A 16964-nucleotide genomic window follows, 5' to 3' on the forward strand; every position below is an offset into this window, starting at 1 on the left:
GAATTGCTTGGATTTATGGAGGCAAGTAATACGTTATGGGCTGGTTTGATTTTGACATACGCATTGTTGGTCAGGCAGACGGCGGGATAGAGCAAATTAGCGATCGTAAGGAATACCATGCCATTCCCGCAGACTGTCTGCATTATTGTAATCGCTGGCGACTTTCCAGCTGCCATTTTCATTTTGCATAATCAGCTTGCCGCCGAGTGGAATCGACTCATTCTGCTTATTCAGATGAAAATCGAGCCGATACGATAGACGGATGATCTGATCGGTATTGGACACGGTACGGGAGCGAATCGTAATTTCTTTGGGAGTGATAGAGGTTTTTTCCTGGATAGCAATCTGCAAAGGAAAACCGACAGATCGTTCTGTGCGAATCCATTCGTAATATTCGGTAGTCAGCAGGGGCTTGAGCTTTTGCTGAACCCGTTTTAGCTGTTTGGACTCGTCTTTTTTGTCATAAATAGTATCAACGGTATACTGGGTTTTCAAGTATTTGACGGCTGCTTTCATGGCATCCTGCATCTGAACATTATCCAGTCCCAGGACGGGATCGGCAGAAGGACCGGGTTTATCGGTACGGGCTGCCTGGGCAGAGCTAGCTTTGGACGAGGAACTATTGTCTGTACAGCCGATCAGCATGGTTGTCAGCAGAGAGAAGCTCAGCAAGACAGGAATAAATTTGGACATGGCGTTCTCCTTTCATTATGAAGAGAGATCCGGCCGGAACAGCCGGTTGTCAGGTAGTTGCATACTTGAGCCACCAGCCTCTTTGTAGCAGAAAATACAACTGGATACGGGGTGGATATGTTTTGGGATCGGGAGGAAGATGTAGCCCGGAAGGAAGTAAAATAGTTGTTGCTCATTACATACCCCATCCACCGATTAAGAAAAGGGAAGAATCCGATAAACATGAAAAAAATGTAACTATTTTAAAAGGAATTTAACTCACGTACAAAATACAGATGCAGCACCTTCTATCCGGTAAAATCTATGATCCATATTCTGCGAATCATTCGCATCAACTAGCAAGTGAACGATTGGATTAATTAGATGTACAAACCGGTTAATAGATGAAGGTAATAGTGGAGAGTCATTGCAGCGATTGTTAGAATCAAGCAGTGAATACCCGGTTGCCGGAAAGCGAGGTTCATCTATTATGAAATATGTGCTATTACTCGTCTGGATCGGATTTATTGGATATGCACTGCTGCTATCGCCGGATATGCCGGGACCTGATCCTTATTTGAAATCATTGATCACTCTACAATCGGATGAGCCTTCGCTGCTGGCGATGTTCACCTTGCTGGGATTGTTCCCTTTATTCTATGCCGGTCTGCTGCTCTATTTATGGCAGACACGCCGACCGGTCGAGACAGTATAACAATAAAGCAGTCCATAGAGTGGTCAGTGTATCTATGCATGACCGAAAAGGCGAAACGGACTCAACCAAAAGAGCGGGTAGATAAAAAATACTACTCGATCATCAAAGGAGAATATAATTGTGCAGGTGCTATTTCATAAGGCAACTTCCTATGCGGATATAACCATCTATGAGACGGATCGGCTGTACGGGGAAAAAGGACATTTTCGTGTTCTGCAGTTTGCCAATGCCGATATACAGGGAGCGCTTGATCTGAACAATCCACAGCGAATTGTTTTTGAATATCCGCGTGCTATTATTCATTTGCTCGAACACCATCTGGGTGATCCGCAACATATTTTTATGATCGGACAGGGGATTGGTACACTGAGTCGTTATTTTGCCGATCAACAGATTCAGGTGGCAGAGCTGAATCCTACCGTAGCAGAACTGAGTATCGAGTATTTTGGCTGTGCAAGCGATCCACTGTGGATTGGGGATGGCAGGCAGCTGCTGGAGAAGCAGCCTAACGATCAATATGATAGTGTAATTGTCGATGCATTCGATGAATCGGGTACTCCGGATCAGCTGGTATCGCTGGAGTTTTTCACAGAGGTACAGCACAAGCTGCATGAAAAGGGAGCGCTAATCATGAATCTGATCGGCAGAGGTACCCATGATACACGTATTCATGCGATTTACACGACGATGTGTGAAGTGTTTTCTCATGTACGCTGCTTTCAGCTGCCGGTAGAGAAGAACAGTGATGTACGCAATATTATTATGATGGGCAGTCAGGCCTCTATACGTTATCAATCCCGCTATCTCGCTGGATTTACGGAGGAGCAGCCTGAGTATGCTTATGTGATTCGGGATGGAATGTGATAGTCGTTGGGAAAAGTATAAATTATCCGGCTGCCAGCTATTTCGGTATCCGTCTCGATTACATCTCTGTCCTTATAAATAAACTACTTGTCTATAGCCCATTTCATGTTTCTGACAAACCCAAAAGCACTCTGCACAGCCCTTTTATATAGGACTGCAGCAGAATGCTTTTGTATTGCGGATATAATAACCGGGATCATTATCTATGCCTATACATCATCCGTTAACTGTATGGATCTAGTACTAACATTAGCTTTATTAGACATCACGTATAACTATTTAGCAATACCTGTTAATGTCCGGATTTCACCGATTCATTCTGATTACACGCCGACCTTGGTCTCCTGACCGAGTTGACGGCGGATATCCTGAGCGGCTTCGACCATTAATTTCAAGGCAGCGACTGTCTCTGGATGAGCACGTGTTTTTAGACCGCAATCCGGATTAATCCAGAACAGCTTCGGATCCAGTACGCGCAGGGCACGTTCGATCAGCTGTACCATTTCCTCTTTGCCAGGTACACGAGGGCTGTGGATATCGTAGACGCCCAAGCCAATCCCTTTGTCATAACCGTGTACTTCAAAGGAAGAGATCAGTTCGCCATGACTGCGTGAAGTCTCGATGGAGATAACATCGGCATCCATCGCTTTGATCGCGTCGATAATATCATGGAATTCCGAATAGCACATATGTGTATGGATTTGCGTTGTTTCCTTGACCGCAGCAGTAGAGAGGCGGAACGAACCCACTGCCCAATCCAGATATTCTTGCCATTTGGAGCGTTTGAGCGGCAGACCTTCACGCAGTGCCGGCTCATCGACCTGAATCATCTCGATACCAGCCGCTTCCAGTGCCAAAATTTCGTCGGAAATGGCACGGGCAATCTGATACGATACCTGGCTGCGAGGGATATCATCACGAACAAATGACCAATTGAGGATTGTAACCGGGCCTGTCAGCATGCCTTTGACCGGCTTGGAGGTAAGAGACTGCGCATATTTGGTTTCTTTGACCGTCATTGGCTCGACGAAGTTCACATTGCCATAGATAATCGGTGGTTTGACGCAGCGTGATCCATAGGACTGTACCCATCCATTTTTGGTAAAAGCAAATCCATCCAGCTGTTCCCCGAAAAATTCCACCATATCCGTACGTTCGAATTCACCATGCACCAGTACATCCAATCCCAGTTCTTCCTGAATCTGAATCCATTCACGAATCTCCTGCTGGATAAATTGCTCGTACTGCTCCGGCGTCCATTCACCGGTACGCCACAGGCGGCGGGCACGACGAACTTCCACCGTTTGCGGGAAGCTGCCGATTGTTGTGGTTGGCAGAACAGGCAGTTTCCATTTCTCGTCATGCAGGCTGCGACGCTCTTCGAAAGGAACATTCCGCGTATCGTTCTCATTGGCTACCTGATCCGGATGCTGCGGAGAACGCCAGTCCGAACCTGCCAGTTGGGATACCGCTTTGCGGCTCTGATCCAGCTCTGTCTGTACCGCAGCGCCGCCGATATTCGCTGCACGGGTCAGCAGTGCCAGCTCAGCCAGCTTCTCATCTGCAAAAGCAAGCGCACTTTGCAGGACAGGCTCCAGTGCCGTCTCATGACGGGAAGTAACCGGTACAAATTGCAGACTGCAAGAAGGCTGCAGCAGAATACGGTCACGAGAAACGGTCTGGGCGATCACATTAATCAGTCCAAGCTTTTCTTCCAGATTGGAGCGCCATACATTGCGTCCATCGATCAGGCCGACACCAATCACTTTGTCTTCCGGGAAGCCCCAGTCATCAAGAGCATTGAGATTCTGCTCCAGACCGTATACAAAGTCCAGACCGATACCCTGCACTGGCAGATCGATCAGCTTGCCGAATCCATCGACACCTTCAAAGTAGGTTTGCAGCAGCAAATTGCTGTTGCCGGAAGCTTCGTTGAGTCGGGTATAGGCTTCCTGCACAAGCGTCCATTCATCAGCAGATACGTCCAGTGCCAGTGAAGGCTCGTCAATCTGTATCCAGTTAGCGCCAGCCTGGTTCAACTCGCTAAGCACCTGGGCATACAGCAGAACCAGTTTGTTCAGCCAGCCAGCAAACTCACTGCTATCATAGCCTTTGGATAATTTGAGGAACGTATACGGTCCGAGCAGCACCGGTTTGCCTTCCAGTCCCAATTCCTGTTTGGCTTCCAGATAAAGCTTCAACACACGATTCTCGGTCAGCTGGGGAGTCAGATTATTTAGCTCGGGTACGATGTAATGATAGTTGGTATTGAACCATTTGGTCATTTCGCCGGCAGCGGCATCCTTGGTACCACGAGCGATGCCAAAGTACTGTTCCAGCGATACTTCGCCGCCGGTGTAACCAAAACGGGAAGGTACCAGACCGAATGTGACAGCTGTGTCGAGCACATGATCATAATAAGAGAAGTCGCCGACTGGAATCAGATCGACACCTGCCTGCTGCTGCTTGCGCAGATGATCCAGACGCAGACTTTTCATTGTATCCAAAAAAGTCGCCTTGTCACTTTTGCCACTCCAGTAGCTTTCCAGTGTTTTTTTCCATTCACGTTGTTCACCGAGACGCGGGTAACCGAGGTTGCTGCTAAGTACTCTTGGCATATTCATTTCCTCCCAGATATGGATTGCGATACTATCGCTTAAGTTGTTTCTCATATTACAGCATTATATAGCAGCGTGGTTATACGTTTTGGCTATACCATACAATGGCATAGAGCTATACCGGGCGAATCGAGAAAGCGCTATTGCTTTGGAAAACGACGGGTTCAATGATAAGATAAAGAACAGTGGCAGGCAGTCTGATACATAGTATTCAATAGGATCTATTATTATTTTCTGCTGTTTCTGTGCAGTACTCATTCTGTAATAAAACCGGATATGCAGGCTGAAATGAATACTAAAAGAAATCCGTTTCACCCTTTTACGGCCGGGAGATTGATGCACATGTATAGACATATAGAAGTGAAAGGGGATTGTTATGAGTTTTTTGTATTTTTTCTGGGGGTTTCTTGTCCAGTGGTTGCTACGCATGGTGACTGGAGGACTGCGTAGTGCCGAACTGGTCAGCGGATGGGTAGATACCATACCTTTGATTATCGGTTATATCATCATGATTATCGGATTTGTACGTATACAACGATTCCATCCGGTTATGGGCAAAGGAAAATGGGGAGCTGCCGTGCTGATTCTGTTGTCTTTGATCCAGATAGTGCTTCCGGTTACGCCGGCAACAGCATTCTGGGGAAGTCTGTTGACACTGCCTGTTGCTGCCGCACAGTTGTATATGGTGTATTATCTGTGCCTTGGTATCCGGCAGATGGCGGAGCAGCAGCTGCAGCCCAATTTGCAGCAATCTGCTTACCGGCGCTGGAGACTGTACTTTTACTGTGAAGTGACACTGGTGCTGTCGTTCATATGCAGCCTGCTTACAGATACCGAACAGACCAACCTCTGGGCTACCGTCTCTGCCATACTCGCTATCATCTATGTTGTTCTTAATCTGGTGGTTTATCTTCTGATGCTCTTCCTGACCTGGAAAGCACACAAGCAGCTGGAGCTTCCTTCAGCGCAGTCACAACAGTAAGAGAACCTCACAAAAAGTGAAACAAAAGCAACTATGCAGAGCATATGTACCATATCACGATTGTTATCTAGGAGTATAAACATAACAATTAAGGGAGGATGCAAAAGATGAATCCCATGATGCAGGCGATCGCAGACAGACTGTACCCATTGTCCCGTACGGAAGTGGAAAATGATAAAGCATTGAGCGAGATTCTCCACCAATCCTGTCAATTAATTCCTTATCACAATAATGGTACCGTGTTTTACGAGGAACTGTATGATCTATCACTGGAAAAAGAACATCTTATTATTTTTGGTCATGATATGGGAGGATATTTTTTTACAGATTTGCAGCTGATGTATATAGGTTACCTGCATCTTGAGGATGATCAGTACAAACAGACTTTTTGTAACTCGCGCATCGAACATTTTGTGCATTTTCATAATTCGTTTATAAATATGGTTCTGAAAAGGATTCAATTCCCGAATGCGGCAAATAGCGGCGATATGCTGGAAGAACTTGAAAAGACGTATTATACGCTCGATCGGCAAGCTATGGAGAATGAAGAGCATTTCTGGCCAATACGATTATACGAAGTTTCCGAAGGATTTTTCCCACTGGATACTGCACGCCTGGAGTTTTACAGATCCCTTTATGAGCAGTCCTGATAGGTAGGGGATAAATAACAATCATTCAGAATCTGCTGCTTCGTACATTTCAGCCAAGTTTGTAATCTGGTGAGGCAGTCTGCGTATCTTATTCGTTAGGTAACTCGTTTTCATAATAAAGGATATAGCAGCACTGATACTGGACCAGAATGAGTATCCAGGGGCTACTTCTGCCTGCTGTGTATTGCAGCTGAATTTGGTCCTTACCACTAATTATCATAGGAGGTTACGCATAATGAAGAATGTACTTGTTATTGGAGGCACGCGGTTTTTCGGCAAGGATCTGGTGGAATTTTTGTTGGATAAAGGGGTGCAGGTAACTCTTCTCACACGTGGCCAAACCGAGGATTCCTTTGGAGATCGTGTACAGCGTCTGACAGCTGACCGGACTGATGTTCATGCACTGAAGCAGGCAATAGGCAGTCGCACATTCGATGTGGTATACGATAATATATGTTATCAGGCGCGCGAAGCGATAGAAGCCTGCTCTGTATTCAGCGGCCACGTAGGACGCTATATTGTTACTTCGTCGCTGTCTGTATATGAGTTTGGAGAACAGGCCTTGCTGGAGGAGCAGGTGGATACCTTCCATCATCCGATTAATTCCAATCCGGAAGCCAAGCTGGATTACGCAGAAGGCAAGCGGCAGGTAGAAGCTGTTTTTTTCCAGCAAGCTGATTTTCCGGTGGCAGCTGTGCGGTTTCCGATTGTGCTGGGGCCTCATGACTATACCAAACGTCTTCATTTCCATGTTGGCCGGGTACAGCGTAGTGAAGTCATTGGCCTATCCAATCTGTCAGCCCGCATGAACTTTATCCATGAGCAGGAAGCAGCAGAATTTCTGTACTGGCTGGGATTATCGTCCGAACTGACAGGTCCGGTCAATGCACGGTCGGATGGAGAAATCACGCTACTGGAGCTTATCACCCTGATCGAGCAGGAGACCGGCTGCAAAGCTATCGTACGCAGCCAGACCGAAGAGAGCGAACAATCTCCATTTGGTGTACCTTCTTCGTGGATAATGGATACATCCAAAGCCTACCGTGCCGGATTCCGTTTCCGCGAGCTGTCCGAATGGCTGCCGGTTCTGATCAGCCGGATTGCCGCAGAGGAGAGAGGCGATCGGTAAGGAGGGAAAAGGAGTAGCCTTTTGCCGATTACTCCTGCTGCTCGCTGTCAGGCTATACCTGGCACCGCAGCGGCAGAATAGCATACCGTTTTCAAAAGTAAAGGAGAACAACCCTAATGAGAAAATCAAAGCCAAATCTTGAACTGTTTGCAGCAGATATACCGCTAGTCGATGGAATAATAGAATCGATTACCCTGCTGCCAGATCAAGCCAAAATCTATTTTAGAACAGAAAATGGCGCTTCTGCTGCATTCACATTTGAACAAACAGCAGGCGTATGGGAAAAGCGTGCTGCAGGTCAGGAGATCGGTGGTATGACAACGCAGCCGATTCACCTTGCGCCATCCTATATTCGTGATTCGCTGCTGGCAGATCTAGAGACTGGCGAGCTGGATCAGGAGACACTGGATAGTCTATCAGTCTATTCTTTTCTGAACAGCTGGAGCGAGCAGCCACTGCTGGAGATTGCCGCAGTAGAGATGAAGATCGATAAATAAGCGGGTATCAATACAAGATATAACACGATGTAAATAAAAGATGGCCGAATAATATGGAATTCTGCTTTGTATAAAACGGGGAAAGGTAGTGGGATTGTGAATAAGGAACTCGTAGTGTCATATGAAGAAAGACTGCGTAAAGCGATGATGCAAGGGGATGTTGATGGATTAGATCAGCTGATCGATCATCAGCTGGTATTTGTAAACCATTTCGGACAGGCACTGTCCAAGCAAGACGATTTGGAAGCACATCGTTCCGGAATAGTGAATTTTAGCAATATTACTTTTTTGGAACAAAGAATTATCCTCCTGCAGGATTCTGCTGTTACGGTCACACGAGCAGCTTTGGCAGGGATGGCAGCCGGAAATCCTATTGACGAAGAAATGTACTATACCCGTGTCTGGCAAATGAATAACGACGAATTGAAAGTGGTATCAGGACATTGCAGTTTGGTTCAATAACAGACAGGTGGAACCATGAGCAGACTTTTTGAAATGCGACATTTTTAGGGTCGATCAACACTAACTAGGTAAACACGCTATAGCGGTAGGGAGACGGGCTATAGCAAAAGATGCATAAACTTTAGGAACAAAAGTGAAATAAAATAAAACGGACAAAAATAGGGCATCTTTATCCGGGGGAAGATCATCATGATATAGTCAGCTGCTTAGACACCCTATTTTTGTCCGATTTTATCGGAATGTAATGATTATACTTATAAAATAACGATATCAATTCGTGAACATCACATTCCACATGAAATCGACGCCGCAGATCAACTTATAGATCCACATCAAAACAGCGTATTCTTTTTATAGAAATACGCTGTTTGCCATGCCGATTTTTATTCATTTTAGATCTTTATTCACTTTTTCATAACAAGAACAGACTATCACTAATCTTGTTTACTATAAAAAGGAAACGGCAACGAGTCGATGAACCTCCGATACCACTTGTATTCTCGCCAAAATGATTATTAATAATTTTCGGAGCGTTATCTGGCAGCCTGCTGCAGCAATGGGCAGCTTTCAATTTGTATTTTTCAGTTTGTATCTATTTGATTACAGCTGTTCAATGATCTGCTGCTTGTTATGTTTGTTCTCCGCGATAGACCTCGATCGTATAATCCGCAAAAAACTTTTTCTGAATAAACTGCTGGAAATAGGCGCCGGTCATCCGGTGCGGATCGGTAGCATCTGCATCGATAATATCGATATCCTTGTCTTTTACGCTTGCCTTGAGTTTGGCCAGCTCAGTTTCCAGCTCGTCCGCTGATAGCTGCTGAATAAAGTCGCTCACTTTGCCGGAGAGTGCTTTATAGTAATTCTCCGCTTCTATCGCTTTTTGCTTTTGTAGCGATTTTTCTTCCTGCAATCGTTCCTGTTCCGCCTGGAGCCCGGTTTTGGGCGTACGATAATCATGCTTCAAAGCAGCCATCGTATAAGCGGGAATATCTTTAACCTTGCCGCGCAGTACATCCTGCCGGACTTTATCCAGATTCTCCATAATATAGTCTCTGCTATATTCAGCCAGAATAGGCTGTATCGCCGGCTGCTTGAGGCCGAATTCGTATTTCAGCAAGCTGCTCAGCTGCTGCGAGGTATTGGGCTGGGCAATCGCCGCCGTCTCTCTGTTCGGGAGCAGGGTGGCTTTTTTATCAGGCGTTTTGGAAGTGATAATGAATTTGACCTCACTGACTTTGCGTCCGGATTTGATCTCGGTATAGTCGATTTTGATATCCGTGTGCTTGTTGATTTCTTCCTGCGCTTTGACAATTACCCGCTTTTTGAAATCGGAATAGACTGGATACTGTTCTTCGACACCGAGCAGTTCTTTGAGCCGCTGGATAGTAAATGTTCTTGTTCCAATACGCTCATACTGTTTGAGCAGTTCATAGATCCGCATCGCATAGGCACTTTTTAGCTTGATAATGTCCTGTAGCCGGTAGGTGGTGAACTTCTCTTTGAGTTGCAGCAGATAGGGTTTGAGCTTGGGCGAAAATTCAACCTCGATCATGCCTTCACCGGGAAAATATTCTGCCGAAGCCAGCCAGGTGACCTGCAGATTGTCATGCACATAAAAAGGCTGGGACATCAGGCTGTATGTATAATCTTTGATCTGTTGATATACATTTTTATTTTTCACGCCAATCAATTTGGCAAAGTCGCTGATTTTGAAGCGATAAGGTTTGAATTCTTCATCACTGGGAGAGATGGTACTGATCAGTACAAAAATAATCCGCAGCTCCACAACACCCAGATTAAGCGGGGTTTCAATTAAATTATTGGATTTGGTAACCAGACTGTTTTTCCGCATATAAGCCTCCGTATCTGAATCATAGGCTCATTATAAAGCAAGCCGAAGGATAAAAACAGGGAAGAGCTTCGCTACAGCCCTTTGTGATGTTTTCTCTTGTTTTATAAACATGGTTTTAATATATTTTAAATCTTTTGCTTGTTTTCCGCAGGCTCTATTCCTTGTGTTGTAAGGGATTACAGACTCTTTAACGGACAAAAATAGGGTATACTGCGACGTTTTTAGGGTCAATTATGGACATTTAAAGGGTGAAATGTGGACAGAAAAAGGGTTATTAATCAGACAAAAATAGGGCGAATCAGGACAAAATCAGGGTGAAGAAAGACATTTCTAGGGTAAAAGAGACCAAAATAGGGTGTGCTTTTGTAGCTCCTGTCGTTCTGCCCTATTTTTGTCTGATTAATAGTCATAAACAGTCTGAATGAGGAGTAAATATGGCTAAAATCACGAACAGATGAACTGAAACCACAATTTTTATAATTGAAACAGCTCATGACCCTATTTTTGTCCGATTTCATATGCACATAGCTTGTTGCTGCTTTATCCGCATATAGCGGAATTCCCATATGATAAATATTGAATATAAAATTTATGTTTGCCATTAGTAACATACGGGTAACAATACAAAGGCACCACTAAACGGTAATATACTAACTTATTGTTATCTTCATTTTATTATCTTTATTGTATGAATAATAATCTACTCGCACGCTTACTACTAAGGAGGAACAACATATGACACTCGTACAATCCAAATTTGCTAAATGGAACAAACAATTTATTGCTGGTGAATGGACCGAAGGTACCTCTGATAAAACAATCAAAAATATAAATCCATACAATGGCGAGCTGCTCGTCGAAATGAAAGCTTCCAGCCAGGACGATCTGGACCGTGCTTATGAGACAGCCTACAAAGCAGGCAAAGAATGGGCCAAAGTACCACTCGGTGTCCGTGCACAGGTGATCTACAAAGCACTGGCGCAAATGGATGAACGAAAAGAAGAAATCATCGAACTGCTGATTGCCGAGGCAGGCAGCACCCGAATCAAGGCAGAGCGCGAATGGACAGCTGCGCGCCGTATTATGGAAGAATCGGCTTCTTTCCCATACCGGATGAAAGGCGATATTATGGGCTCCGATATTCCGGGCAAAGAAAACCGTGTCGTTCGTGAAGCCAAAGGCGTGGTTGGCATGATCGGCCCGTGGAACTTCCCGCTGCATCTGTGTATGCGTACGGTAGCTCCTGCACTGGCGCTTGGTAATGGCGTGGTAATCAAGCCAGCTTCCGATACGCCTATTACAGCCGGTCTGTTGATCGCTGATATTTTTGACCAGGCAGGACTTCCCAAAGGTGTACTCAGCGTCGTAAGCGGTAGCGGCAGCGAGATCGGCGATGCTTTTGTCGCACATCCTATTCCCAAAATCATTTCCTTTACCGGTTCTACAGAAGTAGGCAAAGGAATCGGCAAATTGGCTGGCGAACATCTGAAGGAAGTAGCACTTGAGCTAGGTGGAGACAATGCGATGATCGTACTGGATGATGCAGATATTGACCGCGCTGTCGAAGCAGCCGTATTCGGCAAGTTTTTCCACCAGGGCCAAATCTGTATGGCGTTGAACCGGATTATCGTGGATGACTCTATCTATGATACGTTTACGGACAAATTCGTGGCCAAAGTCAAAACACTTCAATTCGGCGATCCTTCCGATCCGAAAACGATTGTTGGGCCGTTGATCCATGAAAAAGAAGCCGAGCGTCTGCTGGACGTTGTAGAACAGGCACAAAAAGCCGGAGCCAAGCTGCTATACGGCGGCAAAGCGAACGGCAGTGTGCTGGAGCCTACGGTACTGAGTGAAGTGGCGGCTGATAATCCGGCTGCCCAAAAAGAGCTGTTCGGTCCGGTAGCCTTGCTGATTCGTGCCAAAGGGGAAGAGGATGCTTTGCGTATTATGAACAGCAGTGAATATGGACTAAGCGGTTCAGTATTTACTACCAATCTGGAACGTGGCTACCAGGTCGCACAGCAGATGGAGACAGGTATGATCCATGTCAATGATCAATCTGTTAACGATGAAGCCCATGTTATGTTCGGGGGCGAGAAAGCTTCCGGCGTAGGTCGTTTTGGTGGTGAATGGGCGATCGAGAAATTCACACGTACCCGCTGGATCAGTATTCAGCATCAATACCGCGATTTCTTCTAAGTCTGTATACAGCTGCTTCACAGTACTTGTAAATGATCTTATAGTTGTCGGTTCGCCGGCTACCTGCTAACGTTCATTATTCTGTTCAAGGCCTATCCTTTATAACAAGGGATAGGCCTTTTATGGGTAAATAAATATGACAAATAGTTACAAAAGATTCATCAGGTAAATACTCCCAAAACACTTCAATTGCAGTTTAGAAGCCGCGCGAAAAGGTTATTAATGGATACCGGAACATTTACGACGATGAAATACAGTATACCTTTCCGGCGAATTGAGAGGGAGTGAGCAGGCATGTCAATAGACCGTTTTATATTGGAAAAGCTGGGCCGGAATGCCGACGAACATACGCGTACGAATCTGCTGCGTCTGTTCATTATTCGCATTCGTAGAGCGGAAAAGATGGAAGCCGGTAAAAACAGACAATATGTCAGCTAGTGACCATGTACCTGCTGCACGAATAAGCATCTGAATATTAGACTTACTATACATTTCTATTATAGCGATACATGACTGGCGCCCATAAATACATTTGACCCCTAAAAAACCGTATTCCATGCAAAAAACATCCGGCTCCTCTAAATGAGGAAAACCGGATGTTTTTGTTATACTATGGGTTGTTTACTTGGCAGCTTGAGTATATTCGCACTCTGCCTGCTGTTCCCCGGGTTGTACCCAGGCTTGAGACCAATCCTGAATACCACGGATAACAGTTTCCAATGCCAATCCTTTTTGGGTCAGTTCATATTCGATACGTACAGGAGTCTCCGGATAGACATGACGAACAACCATTCCTTCATGCTCCAGATCTTTGAGACGTTCGGATAAAAGACGACCGCTTACAGGAAGTGATGATTGAATTGAGCAAAAGCGCTGGGGACCATTCAGCAATTGATAAATAATAAGACCATTCCAACGTTTACTTAAAATCTGCATCCCTTTTTCAAATCGGGGACAAAGCATTGATGTATCCATCTATATCACCTCTTTTATTTAACTTATTATAACACATAATATATATTTGATACAGACTAACCTTTTGGTAATATAATAACTTTATAGATCTTTATTATGAAAAGCTACTAAATTACTTAAAGTTAATTTGTTATCAATTGATTGCTATACAATACAGTAACATTACTTTATTTGCTTCTATTATAGCATTGAATAGGAAAAGACCGGATTCCTGCTGGAATTTATAACAATCAGCAGAAATCCGGTCTATGTATTTTATCCCGTTAAAAACAGAAAGGGCCGTTCGGAAAATCAATTTCCGGTTCCCAGGCCCGTCCAAGCTTCTGTTTATGATCGCGTAATTAGTGATCATCTTCATTATGTCTGTAGTTGGTTTTAGTAAAGTGATAATGCTAACGTATCACTTTCACGATAAGTATGCAAAATGGCTTCCGATCCGATAACTTCGATACTAATTACAGTATCCAGACAGTTTTTAATCATTTTTTTGCCGTTAATCACTTTATTTTCAATGGTTCTGCGTAATAGTCTTAGAAGTTTGGATACTGGCTGTGTATTATCGGCGTTAAAGTAAACCGGAACGATTTTGCTTTCTAACAGAATTGTCGTTTTCACTATTAATCACCTCATCTATTTATAAATCATTCATAGTTAACGGCAAGTGATCATAAGTCTATCATTCAGGAAAATAGATATAGTGTTCCGTTAACTTGAGTTTATTGTAATCGGCTTTCCTTAAAGAAAACTTAAAGGAACCTGATATTCACCTAAAACCTCTGTCAAAATAAGCTTCCAGGACATATATTTATCAAATCATCGATAGATTCCATACAAGCCAGTAATCATTTGTTCATAATGTAATGATAAAGTGCAAAAAATAAGAATAATTGTTTAAACTATAATTGACAAATTTAAGTCTATAGTGCTACATTTAAATGGGTACAAAGAACCTTTGAATACTATTATATAAACATGATTACCCTTTTATATAGATATAAAAGCTTACATGTCAATATTGAAGGGAGAAGACCTGCCATATGTTTGCTTTTAACTCGTTCAATGAGAGAACGTTGACGCTGACAGATAAAGAGATGTTTTTTCTGGCTGGCATTATGGGTTTTGACCGGATTCTGGGTACAGATAACCCGTTTTCGATGCAGAATACCGGAGCACTGACTATGAACTGGAAGCAGGTAGCTGTATCGCTGCTGCAAAAAGGATGCCTGAGTGCAGAGCAGTTTGAAGCTCTGGTGACTCAGACAGCGCCTGACACACATCCGTTTACCGGTATTTACAAGCGGGGATGCTGTCTCCGGTACCAGTATAAGACAGAGTCAGGCAAGCAGCTCTATGATAGTCATACTTATTTTAGCAGTGATGGAGTAATCGAGATCCGACAGGCGGAGGATTTGCCTGGTTATTATACACTCAGACCTATGGGCACATTAACAGAGGCATGCAGCGTAGTTATGGAACAGATGAATCTGAATACGTATCCGGCCAATGAGATGCCGGCACTGACTTTTTCCGGTCAATGGTTTGATGAGTATATACGGAACAAGCAGAGTCATCGTAATCGCCAATTAACTAAACAGCTGAGTGAAATGACTGGTGATCTGGAAGGGTCCAGATTATTTGCCGGTGTATTAGCAGAGAACCGATTGTATGCAGAGGTTCAATTTTCCTACTGGGATGAAGAAAGCTGGCAGCGCAAAGGCGCAATTCTGCTGGCGGATGATGATACCAACTGGATCGTACGGCGCAGCAATCAAGATCAGGAAGACTGGATGATTGCAGTACCAGCAGATAAAGTTCATTTTCGTCAAATGCTGCTGGATTGGGTACAGCAGCCTGAATCCGTCTAAAAGCTGTATTGATATGCAAAATCGACGAATTGAAACAGATAGTTATCAAAAAAAGTTTGTTTATTGGTCATTGACTATCTTTACGATTGTCAGAACGTTCATATCAGAAGCCAAATAAAAACCGGACAGTATTTTACGCTGTCCGGTTTTGTCATTTCTCTCCTACGTCTGTATATAAATATATATTAAGGTGATTCCTTATTACCTGTATGTGGGTAATTGTTGTGGCAAGCTAATTAGCAAGTGGCCAACAACACATGTGAGGGAGTGAATAATATGGAATCCACAGTTCAATCTAACCGTTTTGAGGGCAAGACGGCACTGGTTACCGGTGGCGGCTCCGGTATTGGTAAGGCTACAGCATTAAAGTTTGCTGCGCAGGGGGCTAACGTCATTATCTGTGACCTGTCGCCAGAACGAATCCGGGAGACTGAAGAAGAAATTAAGGCGATCCGTGCCGATGCCGTGCTCGCTCTTGAGATAGATATTGCAAACGAAGAACAGGTTAAACATGCTATTGAAAAAGGTGCAGAACATTTTGGCGGATTGCATGTTGTATTTGCCAATGCCGGAATTAACGGTACACTGGCTCCGATCGACGAGATCAGCTATGAAGACTGGCAGCGTACGATCAATACCAATCTGGGCGGTACATTTTTGACTGTAAAGTATGCGCTTCCTTTTTTGAAAAAAGAAGGTGGCAGTATTGTGATTACCAGTTCCATTAATGGTAATACTACATTTGCAAGCTTCGGTATGTCGGCATACAGTTCCTCCAAAGCAGCACAGGTGGCCTTTACCAAGATGGCAGCGCTTGAGCTCGCTCAGTTCAAAGTACGGGTCAATGTTATTTGTCCCGGAGCTATCTCGACCAATATCGACCAGAGTACGGAACGCAACGAAACGGTGGAAAAAATTGCGATTCCGATCGAATTCCCGAACGGTCGACAGCCGCTGGCTGGTCAATCCGGTTCGGCAGACAATGTAGCGGATCTGGTTACTTTCCTGTCTTCCGCTGAAGCTTCTCATATTACAGGTGCCCAGATTGTTATTGATGGTGCGGAATCCCTGCTCTGCTAAATATCTGCCCGGCGAATCTTTATCGGAATAATTTATACATTTAAATATTTGCAAAAGGAAGCTCTCCCATTAGAGCTTCCTTTTTTGGCTTTGCAGGTTCAAACTTTTATAAAGGATCATGTATAATTAAAAATGAAAATAAGCTAAGTTCACTATAAAAAGTTATAAGTAATTACTATAAATCGTTTGCCAAGGTTAATCTGACGCAGACAGTAGCAAGTGAATAATGTAGAACGTTTGAGCGATAAGTGAACAATGCAGTGCATTTGGATAGAATAGAGTATGGTGAGCAGATAACGATCAATATTTTGTATATTAGATCAATATTTTGTATATTAATCGTGACGTTACTATCAAGAACGTATAAATTGAGAACGTATAAAAACGTATAAAAACGT

The 16964-nt window shown here is 44.1% G+C and carries 16 protein-coding genes; 11 read left to right on the forward strand and 5 right to left on the reverse strand.

Translation table 11 applies throughout. The features are described 5' to 3' along the window. Window positions 1–96: 96 nt before the first annotated feature. Window positions 97–693 (reverse strand): hypothetical protein, encoded by a 597-nt coding sequence (locus tag AR543_RS12345; RefSeq protein WP_060534796.1) that lies wholly within the window; start codon window positions 691–693, stop codon window positions 97–99. 469 nt (window positions 694–1162) lie between these two features. Between AR543_RS12345 and AR543_RS12350 the strand changes: the two genes are divergently transcribed. Together AR543_RS12350 and AR543_RS12355 are read left to right on the forward strand one after the other, a co-directional pair. After that, window positions 1163–1387 carry a hypothetical protein gene (locus tag AR543_RS12350; RefSeq protein ID WP_060534798.1) on the forward strand — a complete coding sequence of 75 codons (225 nt, stop codon included), beginning with the start codon at window positions 1163–1165 and terminating at the stop codon, window positions 1385–1387. Window positions 1388–1507: 120 nt separating this feature from the next. Beyond that, on the forward strand, window positions 1508–2251 hold the full coding sequence (locus tag AR543_RS12355; RefSeq protein ID WP_064505580.1) for a spermidine synthase: 744 nt from the start codon (window positions 1508–1510) through the stop codon (window positions 2249–2251). A 323-nt stretch (window positions 2252–2574) separates the two neighbouring features. Here the strand turns inward: AR543_RS12355 and metE are convergent, their stop codons facing one another. Then, window positions 2575–4869 (reverse strand): 5-methyltetrahydropteroyltriglutamate--homocysteine S-methyltransferase, encoded by a 2295-nt coding sequence (metE, locus tag AR543_RS12360; RefSeq protein WP_060534801.1) that lies wholly within the window; start codon window positions 4867–4869, stop codon window positions 2575–2577. Between the two features lie 376 nt (window positions 4870–5245). Here metE and AR543_RS12365 point away from each other — a divergent pair, with 376 nt between their 5' ends. The 5 genes from AR543_RS12365 to AR543_RS12385 all read left to right on the forward strand — a co-directional run bounded on the left by AR543_RS12365 (window position 5246) and on the right by AR543_RS12385 (window position 8589). After that, the gene (locus AR543_RS12365; protein ID WP_060534803.1) at window positions 5246–5851 is read left to right on the forward strand and encodes a hypothetical protein; all 606 of its coding nucleotides are present in this window, start codon (window positions 5246–5248) and stop codon (window positions 5849–5851) included. Between the two features lie 107 nt (window positions 5852–5958). After that, a complete protein-coding gene (locus AR543_RS12370) occupies window positions 5959–6501 on the forward strand; it encodes an SUKH-4 family immunity protein (protein WP_060534805.1) in 543 nt (180 codons plus the stop codon). Window positions 6502–6736: 235 nt separating this feature from the next. Beyond that, window positions 6737–7630: an NAD-dependent epimerase/dehydratase family protein gene (locus tag AR543_RS12375; protein WP_060534807.1), complete on the forward strand. Its 894-nt coding sequence runs from the start codon at window positions 6737–6739 to the stop codon at window positions 7628–7630. A gap of 116 nt (window positions 7631–7746) precedes the next feature. Further along, window positions 7747–8127 carry a hypothetical protein gene (locus AR543_RS12380; protein ID WP_060534809.1) on the forward strand — a complete coding sequence of 127 codons (381 nt, stop codon included), beginning with the start codon at window positions 7747–7749 and terminating at the stop codon, window positions 8125–8127. A 96-nt stretch (window positions 8128–8223) separates the two neighbouring features. Then, window positions 8224–8589, forward strand: a complete 366-nt coding sequence (locus AR543_RS12385) for a nuclear transport factor 2 family protein (protein ID WP_064505581.1) — start codon at window positions 8224–8226, stop codon at window positions 8587–8589. A 628-nt stretch (window positions 8590–9217) separates the two neighbouring features. Here AR543_RS12385 and AR543_RS12390 read toward each other — a convergent pair. After that, complete coding sequence (locus AR543_RS12390) at window positions 9218–10444, reverse strand: replication initiation protein (protein ID WP_060534811.1); 1227 nt, start codon at window positions 10442–10444, stop codon at window positions 9218–9220. Window positions 10445–11179: 735 nt separating this feature from the next. Between AR543_RS12390 and AR543_RS12395 the strand changes: the two genes are divergently transcribed. Together AR543_RS12395 and AR543_RS24540 are read left to right on the forward strand one after the other, a co-directional pair. Beyond that, window positions 11180–12646, forward strand: a complete 1467-nt coding sequence (locus AR543_RS12395) for an aldehyde dehydrogenase family protein (RefSeq protein WP_060534813.1) — start codon at window positions 11180–11182, stop codon at window positions 12644–12646. A 294-nt stretch (window positions 12647–12940) separates the two neighbouring features. Then, window positions 12941–13084 (forward strand): hypothetical protein, encoded by a 144-nt coding sequence (locus tag AR543_RS24540; protein ID WP_017813138.1) that lies wholly within the window; start codon window positions 12941–12943, stop codon window positions 13082–13084. A 183-nt stretch (window positions 13085–13267) separates the two neighbouring features. Here AR543_RS24540 and AR543_RS12400 read toward each other — a convergent pair whose 3' ends face one another. Next, window positions 13268–13621, reverse strand: a complete 354-nt coding sequence (locus AR543_RS12400) for a winged helix-turn-helix transcriptional regulator (RefSeq protein WP_017813139.1) — start codon at window positions 13619–13621, stop codon at window positions 13268–13270. Window positions 13622–13996: 375 nt separating this feature from the next. Continuing rightward, the gene (locus AR543_RS12405) at window positions 13997–14236 is read right to left on the reverse strand and encodes a hypothetical protein (protein WP_017813140.1); all 240 of its coding nucleotides are present in this window, start codon (window positions 14234–14236) and stop codon (window positions 13997–13999) included. 422 nt (window positions 14237–14658) lie between these two features. Here AR543_RS12405 and AR543_RS12410 point away from each other — a divergent pair, with 422 nt between their 5' ends. Next, window positions 14659–15486, forward strand: a complete 828-nt coding sequence (locus tag AR543_RS12410; protein ID WP_060534815.1) for a hypothetical protein — start codon at window positions 14659–14661, stop codon at window positions 15484–15486. A gap of 276 nt (window positions 15487–15762) precedes the next feature. After that, window positions 15763–16566, forward strand: a complete 804-nt coding sequence (locus tag AR543_RS12415; RefSeq protein WP_060534817.1) for an SDR family oxidoreductase — start codon at window positions 15763–15765, stop codon at window positions 16564–16566. Window positions 16567–16964 lie beyond the last annotated feature (398 nt).

Origin of the sequence: Paenibacillus bovis, assembly GCF_001421015.2 — a bacterium.
Lineage (GTDB): Bacteria > Bacillota > Bacilli > Paenibacillales > Paenibacillaceae > Saccharibacillus > Saccharibacillus bovis.